This window comes from Caulobacter segnis ATCC 21756, from assembly GCF_000092285.1.
Classification (GTDB): Bacteria; Pseudomonadota; Alphaproteobacteria; order Caulobacterales; family Caulobacteraceae; genus Caulobacter; species Caulobacter segnis.
On sequence record NC_014100.1, the window covers coordinates 797,483 to 822,355 of the forward strand.

Sequence of the window (24,873 nt, forward strand, 5' to 3'; positions counted from 1 at the left end):
CTTCATATCGCCACGGCGAGTAATTGTCGGTCTCGGGTGATACCCGCCCTTGTGGCGGGAACCCCCGGTTCAGCCGACACGTGAGACGCAGGCGGACCGCCCGCGGTCCGCCCCTCCCGCCCGTGCGGGTGATGGCGGGTTTCCCGCCACAAGGGCGGGCGCTCACCAGATCCGACAATGGCTGACGGCGGCGGTCCGAGGAGTCAGGATACGGCGCCCGCGCTGATGTCAGACTCATCCAAGAAGTTCTGAGCGCCGCTTGAGGTGCGCAAACCGGTCAGAGCTCGGCCCTTCTGCGGCGCTCGGTGAGATTAAGGCGGAGATCCCCAGCCCAGCGTTCAATAACGCCTTGCGGGTCGAGAGCGACACCGGGGCAGCCGCACAGTTTCCGATGCGGGACGCAGGCCTGGCGGGCCTGCCGAGATCGCCGCCGTGCTCAATCGTCGATACCTGTCGCCCTCACGCCATTTCAGCGCAGCACGGCGTCGGCGCTGATTAGGCGCACGTCGTGCATCTGGTTCAAATAGGCCTCGTAGTAGCCCTTGTGCGATGCGCCGACGATGGCGAGCATCCGCATACCCGGGTGTTGGCCCAACACGTCGCGGATATTGCCGACCATGCGAAGGTTTCGGGTCTCCCAGAAACCAAGATATTGCCGGCCGAAGCCCTCGGGCGAGGGTTCGACGAACGCCGCGCCGAAGTCGCCCTTGTAGGCCATCAACTGGGCCTCGGCGGCGTTGTAGGCCCGGTAGAGGTTCAGCACGCCGTCCGGCTTGTCGAGGTTCGCCCGCAGTGTCTGGTCTTGCGCCCGGCGGGCATGGCTGACGGGGTTATCCCAGGCCTTCATGATCGCGGCCTCGAAGGCCTTCTGCCCGGCCGGGTCGCTGTTGTCGGGCGCGTCCGCTGAGTGGTCGTCGACGCTCCACAGGCGTTCAAGGCCCAGCCGCGCGGCCAGCACGGCGGCGATCACGGTGCTCTCGTTGCGACGGGTCTTGAACGTCTCCAGGAAGGCGGCCTGTTCGTCGTTGAGGCTGTCGCCGGCGCGCCGCTCGGCTTCCGGCAAGCGCAGCCATTGCACCAGGGCCGAGTTGCGCTCGCCCGCCGCGATGAACACCGCCGCCAAACGCCGGCGCTGTGCGGCCGTGGGCTGGGCCGGCCAGGCAGCCAGAAGGCGCTCGGCCTCGGCGTTGGCGGCCGGCACGTCGAGGCCGATCGCAAGGCCGGCGTTGCTGGGGTCGTAGCAATAGCTCTCAACGGTCGCGGCGTAGCGGGCCGGATAGCGGCGCAGGGCGTCGCACTGCAGACCCGACAGGTCCTCGGTGGCGATGCCGGTCGGCTTCCAGGCCGCCAAGCGGTCGATCAGCGGCGCCAGCAGCGCCATGTCGAAGGTCTTGGGCAGGCCGGAGAGGTGGGGCGTGCCCAGCACCAGCACTTCGTTGGCCCTGCCAATGGGCGGCCCCTTCAGCGTGTCGGGATGGAAGGTGGGTCGATAGTCCTGCGCCTGGGCGGCGCCCGCGATCATGACCACAGCGCCGGCGCTCGCGACGAGAAGGCGAAGGAAGGGCTGGCGTATTGCGTGGAACATGAGACGCTTTCAATGGCTGCTGAAGCTTTTCAGTCCCAAGGGTGGCGAATGGTGTCACCTGAAATTTATTTAATAAGTCGACGGCGTCGTCTTGCCTATTACTTCAAGGCGTCGAGCTGGTTGCGGGAGTCCATCGTACCAGCCCGGCCGTTCGCTCGCCGCCCCGAACAGACGGTCACCATGCCCTTCCGGCGGGCGGGGCCGACGATTGCCGGCGTCGGTGTTTCCCTCATTTCAGGGCGGAAATGACGGGCGTTTGGGCCCGAGTAGGGTGGTTAGCGGACGCAATCCGGCCTCCAGGGCCGGTGCGGACCTGGAGGCCGGAGCGTGCCGGACTGACCAAGTCAGTCAAGCAGCCATGGTTTAAGACAAGTCCAAGGCCGGCGCATTGCGGTCGCCCCGCGGTCCCGGCCCGCTACGCGGTCTTCCGGCCGGGATGACGAGGGAAAGGGATCTACCTGCTGGTTGAGTGAGGACCCTACGCCGCGACCACCAATGGCTTGGGCGGCGGACGCACCCGGGGCTCGCGCGCCCAGACGCGCCCGGCCGAGGCCGCGGCGATGAAGTCGTCGAGGCTGGCGTGGGGCAGGGCGATCAGGCCCGCGTCGTCGTCGGGTCCGACCTCGGTGATCCCGCCCGCCGCGAACAGCGGCGCGGCCGAGGGCAGGTAGGCGATGACCTTCAGGTGGCCATAGGCGTCGCGCAGGAAGTTGACCGCCGCCGCCTCGAGGGCCAGCTGCTCGCCGCCGTCCTCCGAGGGCAGGATCGCCACCGCGTCGAACAGCACCGAGGGACCGCCGTCGATCTTGTGGTCGGCGGGCAGGACCTGGCCGCCGGCCGTCGTCACGCCATAGATGGTCGGGGCGATGACCTGCAGGCGCGCGCCGGCGGCTTCGACGGCCGCCTTGAGATTGGCCACCAGCTTGTCGTCGCAGCCGTCGCTGACCATGACCCCGACCTTGCGGCCTTCCAGGGTCGGCTCGGCCTTGGCCAGGATGCTGAGCATGGGCGAGGGATCCATGTCCTTGGCCGGGATCGGCGCCGGCGCCGGGACGATCTGGCCGGTGAAGCCCAGGCCCTCGGCCACCGACTGGGCCAGGAACGCGTCGATGTGGACGAGGCGCGACAGCACCGCCTCACGGACGCGCGGCGTCACGCACTTGCTGAGCTCGAAGACCAGGGCGGCGATGATGTGGTCTTGCTCGGGCTTGGTCTGGCTGGCGAAGAACAGGCGCGCCTGGGTGTAGTGATCGGCGAAGGTCTCGGGCCGCAGGCGCAGCTGCTCGCCCGCCTCGGGATTGGGGAAGGTGTGATAGCCCCGCTCCAGCGACTCGCGCGCCACGTCCGCGCCGAGGCTCGAGGGTTCGTAGTTCACCTGGCCCTTCGGCACGCCCATCTGCATGTGCCCGTCGCGCTGCAGGTTGTGGAACGGGCACTTGGGCTGGTTGATCGGGATCTGGTGAAAGTTGGGCCCGCCCAGGCGCTTGAGCTGGGTGTCCTGGTACGAGAACAGCCGGCCCTGCAGCAGCGGGTCGTTGGTGAAGTCGATCCCCGGCACGACGTGGGACGCGCAGTAGGCGACCTGCTCGGTCTCGGCGAAGAAGTTGTCCGGGTTGCGGTCCAGCACCATGCGGCCGACCACGCGCAGGGGAATGATCTCCTCGGGGATCAGCTTGGTGGCGTCCAGCACGTCGAAGTCAAAACCGTCGGCCTGCTCCTGGGTGAAGGTCTGCAGGCAGAACTCCCACTCGGGGAAGTCGCCGCCCTCGATGGCCTCCCACAGGTCGCGACGATGGAAGTCGGGATCGGCGCCGTTGATCTTCAGGGCCTCGTCCCAGACCACCGACTGCGAGCCGAGCTTGGGCCGCCAGTGGAACTTCACGAAGGTGCTGTCGCCCTCGGCGTTGATCAGGCGGAAGGTATGGACGCCGAAACCCTCCATCATCCGCAGCGAACGCGGGATGGCCCGGTCGCTCATCGCCCACATGATCATGTGCATGCTCTCGGGCGTCAGCGAGATGAAGTCCCAGAAGGTGTCGTGCGCGGTCTGGGCCTGGGGGAACTCGCGGTCGGGATCCTGCTTGGCCGCGTGGATCAGGTCGGGGAACTTGATGGCGTCCTGAATGAAGAACACCGGGATGTTGTTGCCGACGAGATCGAAGTTGCCCGCCTGGGTGTAGAACTTGACCGCGAAGCCGCGCACGTCGCGCGGCAGGTCGGCCGAGCCCTTGTTGCCGGCCACGGTCGAGAAGCGGGTGAACACCGGGACGCGCTCGCCCGGGCGCTGCAGGAAGTCGGCGACGGTGACGTCGGCGCAGGAGTCGAGGCACTCGAAGAAGCCGTGCGCGGCCGAGCCACGGGCGTGGACCACGCGCTCGGGGATGCGCTCGTGGTCGAAGTGCATGATCTTTTCGCGCAGGATGAAGTCCTGCAGCAGCACGGGGCCGCGCGCGCCCGCCTTCAGCGAGTTCTGGTTGTCGGCGATCGGCACGCCCTGGTTGGTCGTCAGCTGGGTGTCCGGACCGTCGGCCTGCTGGTGCGTCTCGCCGCCCGGCGCGACCAGACTCTCGCCCTCGGTCGAAGGACCGGCGGGCTGGGGAACCTTGGTCGGGTTCGGGGCCGCGGACTTCGCGCCGCCGCGCGGGGCCGTGCTGGCCTTGGTCTTCGCCGGGATGGCCATGGGGCGTCTTTCGGTTGTGGGGAAGTTGGCGGGATAACGTCCCCGCGAGATCGAAGGTTGCGGTCGCCGACCCGACATAGGGGCGGGTGCGCGCGGGTCGCTCGCGCGAGCTCACGACGCGCCTCTTCCTCGCGCCTCAGGGACGGAGCTTCGTCCGCAATGTCGGGTAGCCGCTTGACGGCCTTCGCCGAAAAGGCGAGCACCGTTTTCTAAACGGAGGCGACGCTTGGACCTGAGAGGCAAGATCAAGACAAGTCCGGGCGCGCGCTATGCCTTGGCGCTGCTGATCGCGACGGCGTCTTTCCTTCTCCGGCTGGGCCTGGACAGCGTCTTTCCGCCCGGTTTTCCCTATGTGACCTTCTTTCCGGCCGTTGTCGTCTGCGCCTATTTCCTGGGCCTCAGGCCAGCGATCCTGTGCGCCACGCTATGCGGCGCGGCGGCCTGGTACTTCTTCATCCCGCCGGCGCGCGGTTTCAATCTCAGCTTTCCGGTCCTGCTGACGCTGGCCTTCTACGTCTTCGTCGTGGCGGTCGACATCTTCTTCATCGACGGCATGCGCGGGGCGCTGGATCAGCTGCGCGAGGAGCGCGAGCGCTATCGGAACCTCGCCGAGAGCCGGGACCTGCTGTATCGCGAGCTGCATCACCGGGTGAGCAACAACCTGCAGGTCGCCGGCGCCCTGCTGCGGCTGCAGGGTCAGGGCGTCAGCGACGTCGACGCCCGCCAGGTCATCGACCAGGCGGGCGCGCGGATCGAGGTGATCGCCCAGATCCAGCGCGAGCTGCACAACGCCGTCGGCGAGCCCGTGCCCTTCCGCGTCTTCGCCGAGGCCCTGCTGGCCAGCGCCGCGGCGGCCGCCGGGGCGCGGGTGGCCCTGACCCTGGAGGGCGGCGACGAGCCCCTGCATCCCGATCAGGCCACGCCCGTCACCCTGGTCATGCTGGAGAGCTTCAACAACGCCCTCGAGCACGGCTTCGGCGAGGGCGGGGAGGGGCGGGTGCGGGTGTCCCTGGACCAGTCCGGCCTCACGCATCTGCTCAGCGTCTGCAACGACGGCGCCGCGCCGCCGACGGGCTTCGACCCGGCGCGCTCCAAGAGCCTGGGCCTGCGCATCGTCCGCGCCATGGCCCAGCAACTGGGCGGCCGCTTCGAGATGGCGCGCGAGGACGACTGGACCGTGTGCCGGTTGAGCTACGCGCCGCGGCGGGACTGAGGGGCCTAGAGCCCCAGCCGATAGAACCGGGTGTCCACGGCCATGCGCGGGAAGGCCGGCGGGAGGTCGGCGATCTCGACGAGGGAAAAGCCGTTCCGCTCGTAGAACCGATGGGCGGCCTTGAAGGCGTCGGTCGTGCCCAGCCAGATGGCGGAGACGCCGTGGGCGCGGGCGTGGGCGAGGGCGCCGTCCAGCAGGGCCTGGGCGACCCCGCCGGGACCGCGCGCCTCGGCCCGGACGAACATCTTGCGCAGGGCGACCGCGCCGCCGCCGATGTCCTTCAGGGCGATCGTGCCGACCACGCGGCCGTCCAGCTCGGCCAGCCAGAACTGGCCCGCCCCCACCTGATACCAGCCGGGAATGTCGGCCAGGTCCGGCTGGTCGGCGGCGGTGATGGCGACGCCGAACTCCTCGCGCTGGATCGGCAGGATCACGGCGATCACCGCGTCCTCGTCGCCGGGCGCGAAGGGGCGAAGGACGACCGCCATCCTAGGCCCGCTCGATTGGCTCGGCTTGGGCCTTCGCCTCGCGCGGCGTCGTCAGGCGCGAGAGCTTCGGGGCCAGCCACTTCTCGAAGTCGTCGACGATCTCGTAGACCACCGGGACCAAGACCAGCGACAGCACTGTCGAGGTGATCAGGCCGCCGATCACGGCCACGGCCATCGGCTGGCGGAACTCCGAGCCCTTGCCCAGGCCCAGGGCCGTGGGGAGCATGCCGGCCATCATCGCCAGGGTGGTCATGATGATCGGCCGGGCCCGCTCGCGGCAGGCGTCGAGGATGGCGTCGCGCTGGCTGACGCCCGCGCGCTCCTCCTCGATCACGTACTCGACCAGCAGGATCGAGTTCTTGGCCGCCAGGCCCATCAGCATCAGGAAGCCGATCAGCGAGGGCATCGACAGCGACTGGCCGGTGACGACCAGGGCGGCCAGGGCGCCGCTGATCGCCAAGGGCAGCGCCGAGAGGATGGTCACCGGCTTGAAGAAGCTGCGGAACAGCAAGACGAGCACGCCGTAGACCAGGCCGATGGCCGACAGCAGGGCGACGGCGAAGCCGGTGAAAAGCTCGACGAACGCCTCCTGGTCGCCGGCGGCGGCGGGGGCGACCCCGGCCGGCAGTTTCTTCATCGTCGGGGTGTTGTTGACCTCGTTCAGCGCCTGGCCCAGCTGGGCGCCGCCGGCGAGGTCGGCCTCGACGGTCAGCTGACGCTTGCGGCCGAAGCGGTCGATCTTGGCCGGGCCGGCCTCGAAGCTGACGTCGGCGACGGTGTCCAGGCGCGTGAAGCCGCCGGACTTGGTCGGCAGCAACAGGGCCTTGATCGACTCCAGGTCGCCGCGTTCGTCGCGCGGCAGGCGCACGCGGATCGGCACCCGGCGCTCGCCCTGGGTCATCTTGGCGACGTTGGCGTCGATGTCGCCGACCGTGGCCACGCGAGCCGCCGTGGCGATGTCGGCCGAGCTGACGCCGAGGCGCGCGGCCTCGTCGGCGCGGGGGCGGATCAGGATCTCCGGACCGCTGGGCGGGCTGGAGGGGCGCGGGTCGGCGACGGTCTTCAGCTTGCGCATGTCGCGCTCGAGCTGCAGGGCGGTCTTCTCCAGCGCCGGGCCGTCCTCGGAGGTCAGGATCATCTGGACGTCGGCCGCGCCCCAGTCGCTCTGCAGGTTCACGCGGGCGTCGGGGATGTCGCGCAGGGACGCACGGACGGCCTGCTTGATCTCGGTGACGCGCAGGTCGCGCTTGTCGTGCAGCACGATGGTGACGGTGGCGTCGCGAACGTCGGCGCTGCTCTGGCCGCCCCAGCCGCTGCCGATGTTCGAGCCGACCTGGGCGAAGACGTGGGCGGTCTCCTCGCGCTGGCGGAAGCTGCGGGTGATGGCCTGGACCGTGCGGTCCATGTCGTCGGTCGTCGCGCCGGGCGGGCCCTGGACCTTCAGATAGTAGTAGTTGGCGTTGCCGGGCGGCTGGAAGCCGACCGCCAGCACCCCGATCGAGGCCAGGAAGCCGGCGCCGACCAGCGAGCCGAAGGTGATCAGTCCGCCCAGCACGAAGGCCAGGAACTTGTGGTCCAGCGCCCAGTCCAGCGAGCGGCGATAGAAGCCCGAGAACGGCTTCTGCGGTTGCGGCGCCTTGGTCGGCTTCAGGAAATAGGCGGCCAGCAGCGGCGTCAGGAAGCGGGCCACGACCAGCGAGAACAGCACCGCCACGGCGACGGTCAGGCCGAACTCCTTGAAGAACTGGCCCGGCGTGCCCGGCATGTACGAGACCGGCACGAAGACGGCGACGATCGAGAAGGTGGTCGCGACCACGGCCAGGCCGATGGCGTCGGCGCCCTCCATCGCCGCCTCGAACGGCCGCTGGCCTCTGCTGACGCGCTTTTCGATGTTCTCGATCTCGACGATGGCGTCGTCCACGAGAATGCCGATGACCAGGGTCAGGGCCAGCAGGGTCACGACGTTCAGCGAGAACCCGACCATGGCCATGAAGGCGAAGGTCGGGATCAGCGACACCGGCATGGCGATGGCGGTGATCAGGGTCGCCCGCCACTCGCGCAGGAACAGGAACACCACCAGCGAGGCCAGCAGCATGCCTTCCAGCAGGGTATGCTCAGTGGCCGTGAAGCTGGCGCGGGTGTCGTCGACGGTCGAGTAGATCTTGGTGAAGGTCACGCCGTTCTGGGCGGCCTGCAGCGTCTCGATCGCCTTGGTGACGCGTTCCTCGACCTGGACGTCGCTGCTCTCCTTGGTCTTCATGACCTGGAAGGCGACGACGGGCTTGCCGTCGAGGCGCGCGAAGCCGCGCTCCTCGCCCGCGCCCTGGCCGACCTCGGCCACGTCCGTCAGCTTCACATAGCGGCCGCCGGCGGTGGGGATGGTCAGGGCGCGCAGCTCGTCCAGGGTCTGGGCGGCGCCCAGCACCCGCAGGGTCTGCTCGCGTCCGCCCACCACGGTGCGACCGCCGGGCGCGTCGACGCTGAAGCTGGCCAGGGCCGTGTTCAGCTGGGGCGCGGTGACGCCGAAGGCCGCCATGCGGGCGGGGTCGATGATGACGTTGATCTCGCGGCCCACCCCGCCGACGCGGGCCACCTGGGCGACGCCCTTCTGGCCCTGCAGGGTGCGGGTGACGGTGTCGTCGACGAACCACGAGAGCTCGGTGTTCGACATGGTCGGCGCGGCGACGGCGTAGGTGATGATCGGCGCGCTGTCGATCTCAAGGCGCGTGACCGTCGGCTCGTCCACCTCGCGCGGGAGCTGCTGGCGGACCTGGTCGATCTTGGAGCGGACCTCGTCGGTGGCCTTCTGCAGGTCCTCGCCCAGCTCGAACTCGATCGTGGTGGTCGAGGCGCCCTGGACCACGGACGAGCGGATCGTCTTGACGTTGGAGATGCTGGCCACCGCGTCCTCGACGGGACGGGTGATCTGGGTCTCCATCTCGCCCGGCGCGGCGCCGCTCTGGGTGACGGTGACCGTGACGGCCGGGAACGAGACGTTCGGGAACTGCTTGACCGGCAGGCCGAGATAGCAGCCGACGCCGGCGATGATCAGGGCGATGAAGACGACCGCGACCGGGATCGGGTTCTTGATCGCCCAGGCGGAGACGCGAAGTTGCGAGGCCATCAGCGCGCCGCCTGCTCGATCGGCTTCACGCGGTCGCCGTCCAGGGTGAAGGCCGCGGCGTTCTTCACGATCCGCGCGCCGGGGGCGGGGCCCTGCAGCAGCTGCACCCAGCCGCCGCCGCGCTGGCCGGTCTTGATCGCGACCTGGCGGGCGCGGTTGTCGCTGTCGACGGTGACGACCGAGGCGCCTTCCGCGTCATAGCGGATGGCCGACTCCGGGACGGCGGTGACCTGGACGCCCGAGGCGCCGAACACCGCGCTGGCCATGCCGCCGGCGCGAAGGGCCTCGTTCAGCGGCAGGCGCACGCGGACGCGGCCGAGGCGCGTGTTGGCGTCGATCAGCGGGCTGACGATGCGGACATCGCCCGAGACCGTCGCGCCGCCGGGCACGGTGACCTGGACCGGCTGGCCGACGCGGACATTGGCCAGATCCGCTTCGTTGACCTCGGCGTTCAGCTCGACGAGGCCGTCGCGGGCGATGCGGAACCAGGGCGTGCTGCCGCCGGCCACGTCGCCGGGGCGCACGGTCCGCTCCAGCACCCGGCCCGAGACCGGGGCGGTGATGGTCATGCGGCGGTCGCGGGTCTGCAGTTCGGCCAGGGCGGCGGCTTGGGCTTTCGCCGCATAGCGGCGGCTCTCGATCTGCTCTTGGCTGAGGATGCCCTGGCCGTCGAGGCCGGTGACGCGCTTGGCTTCGGCCTCGGCCTGGGCGGCGACGGCGGCCTGCTGGGCCAGCTGGGCGCGCAGCAGGGTGTTGTCCAGCTGGGCCAGGGGCTGGCCGGCCCGGACCCAGGCGCCTTCCTCGACATAGACGTTGGCGACGCGGTAGCCCGAGAGCTCCGAGCCCACGGCCGCTTCCTCGCGCGGGATCAGCTGGCCGGAGGCCTTGAAGCCGCCGCCTAGCGCGCGGGTCTCGACCCGGGTGACCGAGACGGCGCGGGCCTGGTCGGTGGCGGCGGCCTTGGTGTCGGCCTCAGGCTTCTTGCCGCAGGCGGACAGGGTTCCTCCGGCGCCGACAAGGGCGGCGCTGACCAGGGCGGTGGCGATCAGGGAGCGGGTCGTCATCGGGGCGGGTCTCATTGCGCGGAAGGCTTTTGGGGAAGGCTCTGCGGCGACCATCCGCCGCCGAGCGCCTTGTAGGTCTGGACGGCGCGTTGCAGCGCCTGGGTCTGGGCCCCGGTCAGCGCCGTGCGGGCGCCGCGCCAGGACTGTTCGGCCTGCAGGGCCGTGGTCAGGTCGGTCAGGCCGGCGGCGTAGCCCTTGCGGCTGGCCTCGTAGGCGACGGCGGCGCGGCGCTCGCCGGCCTCAAGCAGCGCCACGCGCCGCTGGTCGGCGTCGAGCTGGACCAGCGCGTTCTCGGCCTCGCCGAACGCCTGCTGGACGGTCTGTTCGTAGGTGATCGCGGCCTGCTCGACGCGCGCGCCCTGGGCCTTGATGTCCGACAGCAGCTTGGGGATGTCGAGCACCGGGATCGACAGGTTGGCGCCGATCGTCCAGGCCGAGCTGGTGGTCGAGGTGCTGGCGCCTTGCTGCAGGAAGCTGGGGCTGACCGACTTCGACAGGCCCACGCCCGGCGTCAGGGTCAGGGTCGGGAAGAGCGCCAGCTCGTTGACGTTCAGATTGCCCGAGGCCGAGGCCAGGCGCGCGGCGGCCTCGCGCACGTCGGGGCGGCGGGCCAGCAGTTCGCCCGGCGCGGCGGCGGGAATCGGCGGGGTCTTGGCCAGCACCGGCGTGATCGGCAGGGTCGCCAGCGGATCGACGCCCTTGCCGACCAGGATCAGCAGGCTGCGGCGCGCGGTCTGCAGCTGGGCTTCCAGCTGGGCGACTTGCGCTTGCGCCTGGGCGAGGTCGGCGGCGGTGCGCTCCCCCTCGGAGGTGGCCGACAGGCCCCGGCGGCCCTTTTCGGCGGCGACATCGTAGAGGCCTTGGGCGATGCGGGCGTTCTGGCGGGCGTCCTCCAGCTGCACGGCGTAGCCGCGCGCCTCGAAATAGGACTGGGCGACATTGGCGGCCAGGGCCGCGCGGGCGCCTTCGTAAGAGAAGCGGGCGGCGGCCAGATCGTTGTCGACGACGCGGCGAGCGGCGCGGCGGCGGCCGATCAGGTCCAGCTCCCACGAGACGTCGAAATTGGCCGAATAGGTCTTGCTGACGCCGCCCTGGGTGAAGCCGCCCGTACCGCTCTGGTCTATGATGTCGGTGTCGGTGCGCTGGGCCGAGCCGGTCAGCGGCGTCGACGGAATATAGAGCTGGCGGATCTGGCCCTGGCGCACGGCGCGGGCTTCCTCCAGCCGCGCGGCGGCCAGGCGCGCGTCGGGCGCCTGGGCCAGGGCCGTCGTGACCAGATCGTTCAAGACCGGGTCGTCGAAGCGGGTCCACCACTGGTCCAGCGCCTCGGCCGGAAGGGACGTTCCGGCGGGCGCTTCATAGGCGGTGGGCAGTCGCGCGTCGATCTTGGGCGCGGGGGTCACGCAGCCGCTCAGCGCCGCCGCCGTCACGGCCAGCACCGCGCAGCGCGCGCCAAGAAAGGAGCCAGAGCGCCCGGCGAGGCCGGTCATGGCGAGACGCATGAAGATCAGATCCGATTGTTGCGGCGCCTGGGCGTGAGGCGGCGACCGATGTTTTCCCACTTAAAACTTCCCCGCCCGATACGAAACCCACCCTGCAACGTGTCGGCGAAGCTTGTGTTGCGACGATTTCAGGTTCGCCATGAACAGTGTCCTATACGCAACCCAGGCGTCGCCGGACGAAAGCCAGCCCTTCGCCCGTCGCCAAGCTTGACCTTGGCGGGGATGTGATAGACCCAAGGACGCATGAGCGAGTTCCCAGCCGACATTTTCACTGAACCGGAAGACGTTGATCCGGACACCCTTGCCAACCTGGGGCCGCTGACGCGGCTGGCCGGGGTCTGGGAGGGGCGCAAGGGCGTCGACGTGAACCCCAAGGCCGAGGGGGCCGAGCGCCGGGAGTTCCTGGAGCGGATCGAGTTGCATCCGATCGACCCGCAGGCCAACGGGCCGCAGCTGCTGTACGGCCTGCGCTACCATATCCACATCGTCGCCTCGGACGAGGACACGACCTTCCACGACCAGATCGGCTACTGGCTGTGGGAGCCCGCCACGGGCCTGATCATGCAGACCCTGGCGATCCCGCGCGGCCAGGTGGCGCTGGCCAAGGGCCAGGCCAATCCCGACGGCTCGGGCCTGTCGGTGCGCGCCGAGCGCGGCGGACCCGGCTACGGCATCTGCTCGACCGACTTCCTGGAGTGGGCGTTCCGCACGGACTCCTACCAGCTGGACGTCCGCTTCGACGCCGACGGCGGCTGGTCCTACGTCTCCACCACCATGCTGCAGGTCCGGGGGCGCGACGAGCCGTTCCGCCACATCGACCGCAACACCCTGGTCAAGGTCGGCGAGCCCAAACCCAATCCCAGCGCCCGCATCGCGGCCGGCGAGAGCCTGGTCCAGGCGCATGGGTTCCTGACGCTGGGGTGATTTAGAGACCCTCTCCCATGGGGAGAGGGCGGGGCCCGCCACGAAGCGGTGGGAGGGTGAGGGGGTAAGCCCTCACCAGGATAGTCGAAGTCCGTAACCCCTCACCCCTACCCCTCTCCCTCTGGGAGAGGGAGGCCGGAAGCCTACAAGTAATCCAACAGCGTCGGCGGTCCCGCCATGGACCCATCGGCGTTGAATATCTCGCCCAGCTTGTCGCGCGAGGCCTGTAGTTCGACCATCTTGGCGTAGGCGGCCGGGGTCCAGCCGGAGGCCTGGCGCTCCTCGGTCGTCATGCCGGCGTAGCGGGTGATCATCGCCTTGCCGAAGCCGCCGGCGTCCTCGCTGGTCGACTGGTAGCTGGCCTTGATCGCGGCGCTGTCGCGCGAGCGGATCTCGATCTGGGCCATGTGGGCTTCGTGGGCCGAGAACTGGTCGCCCTGGTTCAGGGCCACGGCCGCCAGCGAGCGGTCGTCGAAGCGGCGGAAGTCGATGTCGCCGCGGTCGGGGCTCTTGGCCGCGTCGGGATGCACGGCCAGCGAATACTGCTTGTCCAGCGCGGCGCGGACGTCGGTGGCGACCTTGCCGAAGTCGCGGGTCTTGGCGCCGGCCACGACGCCGCCCGCCTCGTGCATATAGGCCGCGACGGTGTCGTTCTGGACGCCCATGGGCGCGAGGCCGGGGCGCGCGATGGCCTGGCCGCGGGCCTCGACCAGGGCGGCGCGGTCGCGGCTCCAGGCGGCCGACGCCTTCTCCTCGGGTCCGGCGGCGTCCATCTGGTCGAGGGCGGTCTGGTAGAGGGTGGCGTAGTCGCCGGTCAGCCGCGCCTGGGCGGCGGGAGCGGCCAGGGCCTGGTCGCTCTGGGCCTTCAGGGTCAGGGAGGCCACGACCTGCTGCTCGATCGGGAAGCCGCCGCCCTGGTTGCTGGCCACGGCGTAGAGGGTGCGGCGGTCCAGGGCCGAGACGTCGATCGTCGGATCGCCGTCCTTCAGCGCGCTGGTGGTCTTGGCCGCCTTCAGCAGCGTGGCGATCTGGGCCTTGGCCTCGGCGACCACGCCCTCGATCGTGCGAGAGTCGGTCTGGGCCTTCAGCGCCGCCTGGGCGGCGGGCGAGAGGGTGACGTTGACCGCCGGAGTGTTGATGGTCGGGCTCTGGTCACGGGTCTGGCCATAGCCGGCGGCCTGGTTGGCGCGCTGCGTCGCCGTCTGGCCGGCGGTCAGGCCGGGCGCGTAGCTCGACGAATACGGATTGATCGTCGTCATGCGGCGAGACTCGAAACGAATCAGTGCCTTGAGGGTAGCAGGCGACGACGGCGCGACCCAGCTTATGGTTAATGTGTCGCAACACTTTGCAAGGTTGAGGCTCCCTCTTCCGCGAAGGGAGAAGGGAACTACCCCAGCACCCCCGTCAGCAGCGGCCGGGCGAAGAGCTCGGCGGCCTCGTCCCGCTCGAGGCCGGGGACCCAGATCGGCAGGGACGCGGCCGCGTTCAGCATCGAGTTGATCATGTGGGCGGCGATGCTGGGATCGATCGGGCGGATCGAGCCGTCGGCGATCCCGTCGGAGATGATCGAGGCGAACCGCTGCCAGCCGCGCATGTAGCCGTCGGCCATGTCGCCGCGCAGGGGTTCGGGCAGGGCGCCCAGCGAGGAGGCGCGCAGCAGCGGCCCGTGCTCCGACAGCTGGTAGCTGGTCAAGCCGGCGGCGGTCGAAACCAACTGGGTCCAGCAGTCGGCGTCGAGGTCGCGCGCGTCCAGCTGCGAGCGGCGGGTGACGGTGAAGGTGCGCTCGAAGCACTCGGCGACCAGGGCGTCCTTGTCGTCGTGGTGGTGGTAGAACGAGCCCTTGGTCACGTTCAGCGCCGCCGAGATCTCCTCGACCGAGGCCCCGCGATAGCCGCGCTGGTTGATCAGGCGGGTGGCGGCCACCAGGAAGGTCTCGCGCCACTCCAGGCCGTCGAGAGACGTCGGGGTCGGGTCGGGCAGGGCTTGCGGCGCCCAGTTCCGGCCGGCGGCCGGCAGGCCGTTCAGCAGGATGTCGCCCATCCGGTCGCGGACCCGGCCATAGTCCTCGACGTCGTAGCGGCGCAGCCACCGGCCCGACCAGAACACCTGCTCCATCAGCAGGTGGGCGCGGGCGTTGCGCTGGCGCTTGTCCAGGTGGGCCAGGGACGGGTCGTCGAAGAAGCCGCGCACGCGGCGGAACAGGTTGTTGAACGCCTCGACCACCGAGCCGCGCAGGGGCTCCTTCAGCGCCTTGACCTCGGCGAAGCTGGTCAGGGGCGTGGCCTGGCCCAGGCGCACATTGCGGTGCAGCTCGAGATAGAGATCCAGGAACTTGACGATGCGGTCGGCGGGCGAGGCTTGGGCGGCGGCCTCCTCGACCATGGCCTCGAACCGCTCCAGCCCGCGCATGAAGCAGGCGGCGGCCAGGTCGTCCTTCTTGCGGTAGTAGTAGGTGACGCTGGTGGTGTTCAGCCCCACCTGGGCGGCGACGTCGGCCAGGGTCATGCCGCGCACGCCCTGCCGGTTCAGGATCGCCGTGGCCGCGGCCAGGATCGTCTCCTTCTTGCGGGCGTAGCGCGCCGTCGCCGCTCCGCCGATCCGACCATCGTCCATCGAACTCACCCCAAAAACACGCGGGCCCACCGGCCGGCGCGATCGGACGTCCCGCCTATCTAGGCGCCCGAAGTCCGGCCCGAAAGGCCATCCCCTCCGTGGAGGGACAATCTGGACTCCCTAGCGCCAGGGTTTGTCAGGAATGTTGCAGGGGGTGGCGATACCTGGACGGCGCCGGTCGTTGGGCGTGTCGTGCGAACCTGTCGGCGCCGGAGGCTGACAGGCCGATGGTCGGCAATGGGTGGTTTTCGGACTTTCTAGAAGGCCGCTTTCAGGTCCTCGATCGAGATAGTTTGCGCGGGAGCGTCTGGACCTTCTAGCAAATCAAACAGCTCGACACGCCCATCAACCTTGTAGACGTCGATCTGAAGCGTGTTGCCGGCGGCCCGCCATTCGGTAGTGCCCGGGTCGTTCAAAGCGTGAACCAGGCTCTGTTTCACCTGGACGGACAATTCACCCTCCCCAAGGAGGCGACGCAGCAATGGATAGTCGGGCGCCGAGTTCATTCAGCTACGCTAGGGGGTGCGGCAAGGTCTGGGAAGGGGGTGGGGAGCGGTCAGCTCGTCACCGCCCAGAGCAGAATGATGGCAGGCAGTCCCAGCATGCTCAAACGCGATATCCACGCATAGCGGGTCAGCCGTCGATCTGCATACTCACGATGTTCGCCGGTCCATATGACCAACAGGCCAAACGTGAGCGACGCCCGTGATGATGAAAACGGATACTCGTTCGGTGGCGATCGGGGCCGCATCAGCGGATATTCGGGCTGAGTTGCCTGAGACAGCCTGAAGCTGGCTAGCCGATGCCGAAAAGCTTCTGCGGACACAGCTATGGCGAGCACGTCGACTAGAACCGCGACTAGGATCACCATCTCCATACAGTGACCCGAAGGCGGGAACACTCGATCCGACAAGTAGACCCTGTCGCCGTCCGACTAGGGTCGCAAGCGCCCCTTCAGATCGCCGCCACAACCGGGCCTGCGGCGCGCCGCCTACGATGCCTTAAGCGTCCCAGTCCGATCGCTGGTCAGCACCTGGATGATGGCGCGGGCCAGGGCGGTGGGCGACAGGGGCTTGGCGATCGCGCCGTCCATGCCGGCCGCGACGTAGGCCGCCTGCTGGTGGGCCATGGCGTTGGCGGTCATGGCCAGGATCGGCGCGGTTCCGATCGGGGCGGGCAGGGCGCGGATGCGCTGGGTGGCCTCGACCCCGTCCATGCCGGGCATCTGGATGTCCATCAGGATCAGGTCGAAGCCCTCGCGGGCCATGGCCACGCCCTGGACGCCGTCCTCGGCGAGGCTGACCTGGGCCCCCAGCGCCTCCAGCATCCGGCCGGCGATCAGACGGTTGGTCGCGTTGTCCTCGACCAGCAGCACCCGCAGGCCCGCGAACAGCGGCGTGTCGTCGTCTTCGTGGGTCTCGACCGGTGGAGCGCCGACCTCGGCCTCGATCTCGATCCAGAAGGTCGAGCCCTTGCCCAGGACGCTCTCGAAGCCGACGTCGCCGCCCATCAGTTCGGCCAGGCGCCGGCAGATGGCCAGGCCCAGGCCCGAGCCGCCGAAGCGCCGGGTCGTCGAGCCGTCGCCCTGCCGGAACCGCTCGAACAGCTTCGCGGCGGCCTCGGGCGCGATGCCGACGCCGGTGTCCGCGATCTCGTAGCGCAGGCGCAGCCGATCGCCCTCGCGCCGGCCCGTCAGCCGCGCGACGACGCCGCCCGCCAGGGTGAACTTCACCGCGTTGCCCAGCAGGTTGAACAGGGCCTGGCGCAGGCGCAGCGGATCGGTGATGGCCCAGCCGAGGTCCCCCGCAGTCTCGACGCGCAGGGAAAGACCCTTGGCCTCGGCCTGCGGGCGCAGCATCTCCGCGACGCCCCGCAGCAGCTCCGCCGGCTCGGTCGGCTCGGCCGCCAGGTCCAGCTTGCCCGCCTCGATCCGCGACACGTCGATGATGTCGTTGAGCAGCTGAGACAGCATCTCGCCGCAGTCCAGCGCTTCGTTCAGCAGGCGACGCCCGTCGGCGGAAAGCCGCTCCTTCTTCAACAGGTGCAGCACGCCCAGCACGCCGTTCATCGGCGTGCGGATCTCGTGGCTCATATTGGCCAGGAACTGGCTCTTGGCGTCGGCGGCGGCCAGGGCCGCGTCGCGGGCCTCGACCAGCTCGGTGACGTTCTGGCTGATGCCGATCACGTCCCAGGCGGCGGGGCTGGCGCCACGCACGCCGCGCCAGGCCGAGTGGATGTGCGCCCAAAGCCCGGTGGGCGGATCCAGATAGCGGTAGTCGATCTCGACATGCTCGCCGGTGCGCAGGGTGTGCGACAGGGCCTCCCAGGCGCGGTCACGGTCTTCGGGATGGATCGACTGGGTCATCTCCGAGACGGTCATGGTCCGCGCGCCGCCTTCGGGCTGGCTGGGCGTGGGGATGTCCTGGTCGAAGACGTAGATCCCCTTCCGCGGATTGAAGCGCCACACGAAGATGCCCGTGGCGGTGCGCAGCAGCTCGTTGGAGCGCTCGGCCTGCTGGCGGGCGATGTTGCGGGCGCGCTCCTCGGTGCGATCCTGCAGCACGATCAGGAGGTCGCCGCCCTCCAGCACCTTGGACTGCGAGCGCACCCACAGCCAGCCGCCGCCCTTGCGCGCCAGCCGGTGCTCGCCGGTGGCCTGGCCGCGGGCCTCGAGGATGCGGCCGATGTCCTGGATGATCGGCGTGTCGTGCAGATGGAAGAAGTCGTGCAGGTGCCGGCCCAGCGAGTCCTCGGGGCTCCAGCCGGTCGATTGGGTCCAGGCCGGATTGACGCGGGCGATCGTGCGTCCGTGCAGCACGACGAACATGTCGAGGCTGTTCTGGAAGAACCAGTCGGCCGCCGCGGCTTCGATTCTGGAGGCAGCCCCGGAGTCCAAGTGCTTGCCCATCCTGATTCCCTCGTCTTCAATCAGGATGCGCCCATGTGGGTAAAGTTTGGGTTGCGACGCAATGTCGCGCTCGCCTTCAGTCGCGGCGCCAAGAAAGACATCGCAGCAGGGGAGAAAATCTTGAGCACGCCAGAAGCCGTCGGAATGTCGTCCGAGCGCTTGCAGCGCATCGATCGCTTCATCCAGTCCAAATATATCGACAGCGGAAAACTACCGTGCGCCCTGACCCAGGTCTGGCGGCGCGGGCAGCTGGCCTACACCTCGGTGCTGGGTCATGCGGATGTCGAGCGCGGCAAGGCGCTGAAGGCCGACAGCCTGTTCCGCATCTATTCGATGACCAAGCCGATCACCAGCGTCGCCTTTATGATGCTGGTCGAGGACGGCCTGGTGGCGCTGGACGATCCGGTGCACCGCTTCATCCCGGCCTGGCGTGACTTGGGCGTGTTCAACGGCGGCGTGCCGGGCGCCTTCCTGACCAAGCCGACCACCGAGCCGATGCGGATGATCGACCTGCTGCGCCACACCGCCGGCCTGACCTACGGCTTCCAGCAGCGCACCAATGTCGACGCGGCCTATCGCAAGCTGAAGCTGGACGGCGTGGACAGCGAGGGCGGCCTGCAGGCCTTCGTCGACGCGCTGGGAACCGTGCCGCTGGAGTTCTCGCCGGGCGAGTCCTGGAACTACTCCGTCGCCACCGACGTGCTGGGCTATCTGGTCGAGGCGATCTCGGGCCAGCCGTTCGACGCCTTCCTGAAGAGCCGCATCTTCGACCCGCTGAAGATGGGCGACACCGGCTTCTTCGTGCCGGAGGGCCAGCGCGCCCGCTTCACCGCCTGCTACGCCCTGACGCCGTCGGGCAAGGTCGTGCTGCAGGACGACCCGGAAAAGAGCCGCTTCCTGTCCGACCCGTCGCTGAAGTCCGGCGGCGGCGGCCTGGTCTCCACGGCCGACGACTACATGCGCTTCTGCCGGATGCTGCTGAACGGCGGCGAGCTGGACGGCGCGCGGCTGCTCAGCCCCAAGACCATCAAGCTGATGACCATGAACCACCTGCCGGGCGGCCAGGAGCTGACCCAGCTGTCCAAGTCGCTGTTCAGCGAGGCGGTGTTCGAGGGGCTCGGTTTCGGTCTCGGCTTCGCCATGACGGTCAATCAGGCGCGCACCAAGAACCTGGGCTCGCTGGGCGAGTACTTCTGGGGCGGCATGGCCTCGACCGCCTTCTGGATCGACCCCGTCGAGGACCTGGCGGTGGTGTTCATGACCCAGCTGATGCCCTCCAGCGCCTACCCGATCCGTCGCGAGCTGCGGACGCTGGTCTATTCCAGCCTGACGGAAGCGGCGGGGTAGACGTAAGGAAGCGCCCCCTCCGTCACGCGGCTCCGCCGCGCGCCACCTCCCCCGCGATGCGGGTGAGGAGGATGTTCATCCTCCCCCGTGCAACGGGGGAGGTGGATCGGCGCCAAGGGCGACGAGACGGAGGGGGCGCTCCTTTCCCTCTAAAAATCCGGCGCGGGAGGGGGGCTCCCGCGCCGAGTAGGGCTTACCGAAGTCGGGCGCGCCGGGGGGACGCGCGCCGCGCTCGCGGATCATGGGCTTCGAAACGTTGGGACGCGTGCAAGGCGCGTCCAAAGCCCGTGTCTCACCGCGAACGCCCTGAACAGCCCTGGTCATTATCGCGGAAATACAATCGCTAGAAGGCGGCGATCGACGCGTCGGCGCCCCGCATGACCACGACTGAAACTATCGTTCGAATTTGTAGTATGTCATCGCCGTCCGTCAACGGCGGGCGCCTTCAAAATGGGCGCCGTTACGGCGGTCTGGACATCTTCGCCGGAGCGTGCAGGGTTTCTCAAACGGTTGTTCAAGCCGATAAATCAACAGAGCAAGGGTGGAAGCCGCATGGCCGCGATCAACGCCGTCACTGATTTCTCCGTGGAAGGCGACGTCGGCGTCGTCACGCTGAACTCGCCGCCGGTCAACGCGCTGTCGGCCGTGGTCCGCGAGGGGCTGAAGGGCGCCTTCGACGCCGCCATCGCCGACCCGGCGGTCAAGGCGATCGTGCTGATCTGCGACGGCAAGACCTTCATCGCCGGCGCCGACATCACCGAGTTCGGCAAGGCCATGACCGGCCCCTCCCTGCAGGACGTGCAAGGCGTCATCGAGAATTCGCCCAAGCCCGTGGTCGCGGCGATCCATGGCACCGCCCTGGGCGGCGGCCTCGAGGTGGCGCTGGTCGCGCACTATCGCGTCGCCGTCCCCTCGGCCAAGGCGGGTCTGCCCGAGGTCAATATCGGCCTGCTGCCCGGCGCCGGCGGCACCCAGCGCCTGCCGCGCATCGTCGGCGTCGAGAAGGCGCTGGAGATGGTGACCAGCGGCCAGCACGTCCCGGCCAAGGCCGCCCACGCCATGGGCCTGTTCGACGAGCTGGTCGAGGAGGGGAGCCTGCGCGCCGGCGCCATCGCCTTCGCCCGCAAGGTCGTGGCCGAGAACCGCCCGCTGAAGAAGGTCCGCGAGCTGAACGACAAGGTCGAGGCCGCGCGCGGCAAGCCCGAGATCTTCGAGAGCTTCCGAGCGGCCAACGCCAAGAAGTTCCGCGGCTTCATGGCCCCCGAGAACAACATCAAGTGTGTCGAGGCGGCGGTGAACCTGCCCTTCGACGAGGGGCTGAAGGAAGAGCGCCGCCTGTTCATGGAGCTGATGACCGGCAGCCAGTCGGCCGCCCAGCGCTATGTGTTCTTCGCCGAGCGCCAGGCCGCCAAGATCCCGGACGTGCCGGACGACACCCCGACGATCCCGGTCAAGAAGGTCGGCGTCATCGGCGCCGGCACCATGGGCGGCGGCATCGCCATGAACTTCCTCAACGCCGGCATCCCGGTGACGATCATCGAGGCCAAACAGGAGAACCTTGAGCGCGGCGTCGGCGTCATCCGCAAGAACTACGAGAACACCGCCAAGAAGGGCCGCCTGACCCAGGACGACGTCGAAAAGCGCATGGGCCTGCTGACGCCCTCCATGGAGATGGAGGCGTTGGCCGACTGCGACATGATCATCGAGGCCGTGTTCGAGCTGATGGAGATCAAGAAGGAGGTCTTCGCCAAGCTGGACAAGATCGCCAAGCCCGGCGCGATCCTGGCGACCAACACCTCGTACCTGGACGTCAACGAGATCGCGGCGGTGACCAGCCGTCCGGAAAGCGTGATCGGCACCCACTTCTTCTCGCCGGCCAACGTCATGCGCCTGCTGGAACTGGTGCGGGGCGACAAGACCTCGAAGGAGGTCATCGCCACCTGCATGAAGCTGTCGAAGACCATCGGCAAGGTCGCGGTGCTGGTGGGCGTCTGCTACGGCTTCGTCGGCAACCGCATGCTGGCCCAGCGCCAGCGTGAGGCCCAGAAGCTGATCCTGGAAGGCGCCATGCCCTGGGACGTCGACCGGGTGCTGTACGACTTTGGCCTGCCGATGGGGCCGTTCGCGATGAGCGACCTGGCCGGCCTCGACATCGGCTGGGACGCGTCCAAGACCAGTTCCTCGACCGTGCGCGAGGTGCTGTGCGAGATGGACCGCCGCGGCCAGAAGAACGGCAAGGGCTTCTACGACTACGACGAGAACCGCAACGCCAGCCCCTCGCCGGTCGTCGAGCAGGTGATCCGCGACTTCGCCGAGAAGCGCCAGATCCAGCGCCGGACGATCACCGACCAGGAGATCCTGGAGCGCTGCCTCTATCCGATGGTCAACGAGGGCGCGAAGATCCTGGAAGAGGGCAAGGCCATCCGCGCCTCGGACATCGATATTGTCTGGATCAACGGCTACGGCTGGCCGGTCTATCGCGGCGGCCCGATGTTCTGGGGCGAGCTCGTCGGCCTCGACAAGATCCTGGCCAAGATGAAGGAATTCCAGGCCCAGTACGGCGACGACTTCAAGCCGTCGGCCCTGCTGGAGCGGCTAGTGGCCGAGGGCAAGGGCTTCAAGGACGCTTAGTTGGATTCCCCTCCCCTAGATGGGGAGGGGTAGGGGTGGGGTGATCGCGGCGGCAGAAGCCGCGCCCCCACGTCTAACGGTGTCACCCCATCCCCAGCCCTTCCCCATCCAAGGGGAAGGGAGGAGTTCTTAGAATGTCCACCCTCGCCGCCATGATCGCCGCCGACTACGGGACCATCGGCGACATCCTGCGTGAGCGGGCGCGGGAGACCCCCGAGCGCCTCGCCGTCGTCATGGAGACCGGCGAGGCCGTCACCTACGCCCAGTTCGACGCCCTGGCCGACCGTGTCGCCGCCGCGCTGCAGCGCGACGGGATCCAGCCCGGCGAGGCCGTCGCCGTCTGCGCCCTGTCCTCGATCCCCTACGCGGCGCTGTTCCTCGGCGCCCTGCGGGCCGGCGTGGCGGTCGCGCCGATCGCGCCGTCGTCGACGCCCGGGGCGATCGCCGGCATGGTCGCCGACTGTGGGGCCAGGCTCTTCTTCCTCGACGCCGGGGTCGCCGAAGCCCAGAAGCCCGCGCCGGTCCCCGCGCGCCAGATCGCGCTGGACGGCTCTGCAGTTGGAGAGGCCTTCGACGCCTGGCTGGCCCCCGAGGGCGCGACGCCGGCGCCGGTCGAGATCGGGCCGAAGCATCCGTTCAACATCATCTATTCCAGCGGCACGACCGGCACGCCCAAGGGCATCGTCCAGTCGCACGGCATGCGCTGGAAGCACATCTTCGTCGGCGACACGATCGGCTATGCCCACGCGCCGGTCAGCCTCTTGTCGACGCCGCTCTATTCCAACACCACGCTGGTCTGCTTCTTCCCGACCCTGGCGGGCGGCGGGACCGTGGTGCTGATGAAGAAGTTCGACGTCGTCCGCTATCTGGAGCTGGCCCAGACGCATCGCGTCACCCACACCATGCTGGTGCCCGTCCAGTACCGCCGCCTGATGGAGCACCCCGACTTCGACCGCTACGACCTGTCATCGACGCGGATGAAGTTCTGCACCAGCGCGCCGTTCTCGGCCGAGCTGAAGGGCGAAGTGCTGCGCCGCTGGCGAGGTGGGCTCGTGGAGTATTTCGGCATGACCGAGGGCGGCGGAACCTGCATCCTGATGGCCCACGAGCATCCGGACAAGCTGCACACCGTGGGGCGTCCGGCGCCGGGCCACGACATCCGCCTGATCGATGAGGATGGCCGAGAGGTCGGCCCCGGCGTGGTCGGCGAGATCGTCGGCCGCTCGGCCTCGATGATGAACGGCTATCACGGCCGGGCCGACAAGACGGCCGAGGCGACCTGGACCTCGCCGGAAGGCCTCTCCTTCATCCGCACCGGCGATGTCGGCCGCTTCGACGAGGACGGCTTCCTGACCCTGATGGATCGCAAGAAGGACATGATCATCAGCGGCGGCTTCAACATCTATCCGTCCGACCTGGAGGCGGTGCTGGCGACGCATCCGGCGGTGGTCGAGGCGGCGGTGGTCGGCGTGCCCTCGGACGCCTGGGGCGAGACGCCGGTGGCCTTCGTGGCGGCGCGCGGGCAGGCCGATCCGGAGGCCATCCGCGCCTTCGTCAACGACAAGGTCGGCAAGACGCAAAGGCTGGCGGAGGTTCGTTTCGTCGACGCCCTGCCGCGCAGCCATATCGGCAAGGTGCTGAAGCGCGAACTGCGCGAAACCTGGCAAAAATCGCCCACTACCTAGACAATTTTGCCGCGACGGCGCGCCGCATTAGGGGCGGCGGAATCGCTGGATACGTTTGCTTAACCATAAGGCGCGGCCCCATGGGGTCGCCTGGTTCTTAGCGGATCCAAGTTCACGCCATGATGCCCACGCCGTTCGCCGCCTCGACGCTGTCCACGCCCGTTCTCGAGCCCGCCTCGATCGGTCTCGAGCCGGTGGATTTCGACGTCGTCGCCAAGGCCCTGGGCGAGCGCGGCTACGCGTCGGATCTCGAACAGCGCCTGGCCGGCCGCTTCGCGCGTCCCGTCCGCGCCCGCGCGTTCACCGACCGCACCACGACCGTGGCCGCGACCCTCAAGGCGCTGGGCGTGCGTCCCGGCGGTGTCTGCGTCGTCTCGGCGCTCGCCGACCTCGAGACCCTGGCGGGCGTCGCCGCGTTGGGGCTGAAGCCCTGGCTGGTCGACGTCGATCCGTTCAGCGCCATGTTCGACCCGCGTCACCTGCGCGAACGGCTGCCCCACGCGCCGGGGCCGCTGGCCGCCATCGTCCCCGCCGCCGCCCACGGACGCGCGCCGGACATGCGGGCCTGGGCCGCCTTCCGCGACGAGACCGGCCTGCCGATCCTGGTCGATGCGTTCGGCGCCTTCGACGTGATGATCGAGGCCCCCGTGCCGGTGCTGATCGGCCTGCCCAGCGGTGAAGGGGTGTTTGTGGCCTGCGAGGACGCCAGCCCCGTCAACGCCATCGAGGCTCGGCCCTTCGTCGGCGACGACGGCGTGGTCGCCTGGTCCCGCCTGCGCCACCGCCTCTGCGCCACCGCCCAGCAGCTGCGGGTGCTGCTGCTGGACAGCGGCGTCAGCTTCCAGCCGGGCTGGGGCATGAGCTGGATTTCGCCGACCTGCGCCCTGACCCTGCCCAGCGACGACGCTGGGACCGTGGCCTGGAAGCTGCGCCAGGCGGGCGTGGCCGCCAGCTGCGCCGTGCGGGATCTCACCGTGAAGGCCGACGACACGCCGATCGCCGACCACATCGCCGCCTCGACCGTGGTGATCCAGCTGGATCCCGGCCTCGACATCGAGGGCCTGGACCGCCTGTGCGACGCCTTGCGGGAAGCGCTGGCCTAGAGTCC

The 24,873-nt window shown here is 69.1% G+C and carries 16 protein-coding genes; 6 read left to right on the forward strand and 10 right to left on the reverse strand.

All coding sequences use genetic code 11. The features are described 5' to 3' along the window. Positions 1 to 469: 469 nt before the first annotated feature. The gene (locus CSEG_RS03775; RefSeq protein ID WP_013077931.1) at positions 470 to 1,522 is read right to left on the reverse strand and encodes a DUF5694 domain-containing protein; all 1,053 of its coding nucleotides are present in this window, start codon (positions 1,520 to 1,522) and stop codon (positions 470 to 472) included. Positions 1,523 to 2,063: 541 nt separating this feature from the next. Next, positions 2,064 to 4,265, reverse strand: coding sequence for a catalase (locus CSEG_RS03780; protein WP_013077932.1), 2,202 nt, complete (start codon positions 4,263 to 4,265; stop codon positions 2,064 to 2,066). A 226-nt stretch (positions 4,266 to 4,491) separates the two neighbouring features. Here CSEG_RS03780 and CSEG_RS03785 point away from each other — a divergent pair, with 226 nt between their 5' ends. Continuing rightward, positions 4,492 to 5,478: a sensor histidine kinase gene (locus tag CSEG_RS03785; protein WP_013077933.1), complete on the forward strand. Its 987-nt coding sequence runs from the start codon at positions 4,492 to 4,494 to the stop codon at positions 5,476 to 5,478. Between the two features lie 5 nt (positions 5,479 to 5,483). Here CSEG_RS03785 and CSEG_RS03790 read toward each other — a convergent pair whose 3' ends face one another. The 4 genes from CSEG_RS03790 to CSEG_RS03805 are packed head-to-tail and all read right to left on the reverse strand — an operon-like array spanning position 5,484 to position 11,665. Then, positions 5,484 to 5,966 (reverse strand): GNAT family N-acetyltransferase, encoded by a 483-nt coding sequence (locus CSEG_RS03790; RefSeq protein WP_013077934.1) that lies wholly within the window; start codon positions 5,964 to 5,966, stop codon positions 5,484 to 5,486. Between the two features lies 1 nt (position 5,967). Next, positions 5,968 to 9,090, reverse strand: a complete 3,123-nt coding sequence (locus CSEG_RS03795; protein ID WP_013077935.1) for an efflux RND transporter permease subunit — start codon at positions 9,088 to 9,090, stop codon at positions 5,968 to 5,970. Continuing rightward, positions 9,090 to 10,154, reverse strand: a complete 1,065-nt coding sequence (locus CSEG_RS03800; RefSeq protein WP_013077936.1) for an efflux RND transporter periplasmic adaptor subunit — start codon at positions 10,152 to 10,154, stop codon at positions 9,090 to 9,092. Before CSEG_RS03800 ends, CSEG_RS03795 begins: the two co-directional genes overlap by 1 nt. Positions 10,155 to 10,165: 11 nt before the next feature. Next, positions 10,166 to 11,665 carry an efflux transporter outer membrane subunit gene (locus CSEG_RS03805; RefSeq protein ID WP_407642852.1) on the reverse strand — a complete coding sequence of 500 codons (1,500 nt, stop codon included), beginning with the start codon at positions 11,663 to 11,665 and terminating at the stop codon, positions 10,166 to 10,168. 234 nt (positions 11,666 to 11,899) lie between these two features. On the opposite strand from CSEG_RS03805, the gene CSEG_RS03810 reads away from it, so the two are divergent. Continuing rightward, positions 11,900 to 12,580: an FABP family protein gene (locus CSEG_RS03810; RefSeq protein ID WP_013077938.1), complete on the forward strand. Its 681-nt coding sequence runs from the start codon at positions 11,900 to 11,902 to the stop codon at positions 12,578 to 12,580. Positions 12,581 to 12,723: 143 nt separating this feature from the next. Here the strand turns inward: CSEG_RS03810 and CSEG_RS03815 are convergent, their stop codons facing one another. The 4 genes from CSEG_RS03815 to CSEG_RS03830 all read right to left on the reverse strand — a co-directional run bounded on the left by CSEG_RS03815 (position 12,724) and on the right by CSEG_RS03830 (position 18,102). Then, positions 12,724 to 13,839, reverse strand: a complete 1,116-nt coding sequence (locus CSEG_RS03815) for a hypothetical protein (protein ID WP_013077939.1) — start codon at positions 13,837 to 13,839, stop codon at positions 12,724 to 12,726. Positions 13,840 to 13,967: 128 nt separating this feature from the next. Beyond that, on the reverse strand, positions 13,968 to 15,203 hold the full coding sequence (locus tag CSEG_RS03820; RefSeq protein WP_041538170.1) for a TetR/AcrR family transcriptional regulator: 1,236 nt from the start codon (positions 15,201 to 15,203) through the stop codon (positions 13,968 to 13,970). Between the two features lie 248 nt (positions 15,204 to 15,451). Further along, a complete protein-coding gene (locus CSEG_RS03825) occupies positions 15,452 to 15,700 on the reverse strand; it encodes a hypothetical protein (protein WP_157038966.1) in 249 nt (82 codons plus the stop codon). 485 nt (positions 15,701 to 16,185) lie between these two features. After that, entirely contained in the window at positions 16,186 to 18,102 is a 1,917-nt protein-coding gene (locus tag CSEG_RS03830) for a PAS domain-containing hybrid sensor histidine kinase/response regulator (RefSeq protein WP_013077942.1), read from the reverse strand. A gap of 120 nt (positions 18,103 to 18,222) precedes the next feature. On the opposite strand from CSEG_RS03830, the gene CSEG_RS03835 reads away from it, so the two are divergent. The 4 genes from CSEG_RS03835 to CSEG_RS03850 all read left to right on the forward strand — a co-directional run bounded on the left by CSEG_RS03835 (position 18,223) and on the right by CSEG_RS03850 (position 24,868). Beyond that, positions 18,223 to 19,449: a serine hydrolase domain-containing protein gene (locus CSEG_RS03835; RefSeq protein ID WP_041538171.1), complete on the forward strand. Its 1,227-nt coding sequence runs from the start codon at positions 18,223 to 18,225 to the stop codon at positions 19,447 to 19,449. A 552-nt stretch (positions 19,450 to 20,001) separates the two neighbouring features. Continuing rightward, a complete protein-coding gene (locus tag CSEG_RS03840) occupies positions 20,002 to 22,080 on the forward strand; it encodes a 3-hydroxyacyl-CoA dehydrogenase NAD-binding domain-containing protein (protein ID WP_013077944.1) in 2,079 nt (692 codons plus the stop codon). Positions 22,081 to 22,214: 134 nt separating this feature from the next. Beyond that, the gene (locus CSEG_RS03845; protein ID WP_013077945.1) at positions 22,215 to 23,765 is read left to right on the forward strand and encodes a class I adenylate-forming enzyme family protein; all 1,551 of its coding nucleotides are present in this window, start codon (positions 22,215 to 22,217) and stop codon (positions 23,763 to 23,765) included. 119 nt (positions 23,766 to 23,884) lie between these two features. Continuing rightward, positions 23,885 to 24,868 carry a DegT/DnrJ/EryC1/StrS family aminotransferase gene (locus CSEG_RS03850; RefSeq protein WP_013077946.1) on the forward strand — a complete coding sequence of 328 codons (984 nt, stop codon included), beginning with the start codon at positions 23,885 to 23,887 and terminating at the stop codon, positions 24,866 to 24,868. The last annotated feature ends 5 nt before the right edge of the window (positions 24,869 to 24,873 follow it).

Coding starts and splice junctions, on each gene's coding strand:
- CSEG_RS03840 (WP_013077944.1), top strand. CDS start 20,002: ATGGCCGCGATCAACGCCGTCACTGATTTCTCCGTGGAAGGCGACGTC.
- CSEG_RS03795 (WP_013077935.1), bottom strand. CDS start 9,090: ATGGCCTCGCAACTTCGCGTCTCCGCCTGGGCGATCAAGAACCCGATC.
- CSEG_RS03830 (WP_013077942.1), bottom strand. CDS start 18,102: ATGGGCAAGCACTTGGACTCCGGGGCTGCCTCCAGAATCGAAGCCGCG.
- CSEG_RS03815 (WP_013077939.1), bottom strand. CDS start 13,839: ATGACGACGATCAATCCGTATTCGTCGAGCTACGCGCCCGGCCTGACC.
- CSEG_RS03850 (WP_013077946.1), top strand. CDS start 23,885: ATGATGCCCACGCCGTTCGCCGCCTCGACGCTGTCCACGCCCGTTCTC.
- CSEG_RS03790 (WP_013077934.1), bottom strand. CDS start 5,966: ATGGCGGTCGTCCTTCGCCCCTTCGCGCCCGGCGACGAGGACGCGGTG.
- CSEG_RS03775 (WP_013077931.1), bottom strand. CDS start 1,522: ATGATCGCGGGCGCCGCCCAGGCGCAGGACTATCGACCCACCTTCCAT.
- CSEG_RS03810 (WP_013077938.1), top strand. CDS start 11,900: ATGAGCGAGTTCCCAGCCGACATTTTCACTGAACCGGAAGACGTTGAT.
- CSEG_RS03825 (WP_157038966.1), bottom strand. CDS start 15,700: ATGAACTCGGCGCCCGACTATCCATTGCTGCGTCGCCTCCTTGGGGAG.
- CSEG_RS03780 (WP_013077932.1), bottom strand. CDS start 4,265: ATGGCCATCCCGGCGAAGACCAAGGCCAGCACGGCCCCGCGCGGCGGC.
- CSEG_RS03845 (WP_013077945.1), top strand. CDS start 22,215: ATGTCCACCCTCGCCGCCATGATCGCCGCCGACTACGGGACCATCGGC.
- CSEG_RS03800 (WP_013077936.1), bottom strand. CDS start 10,154: ATGACGACCCGCTCCCTGATCGCCACCGCCCTGGTCAGCGCCGCCCTT.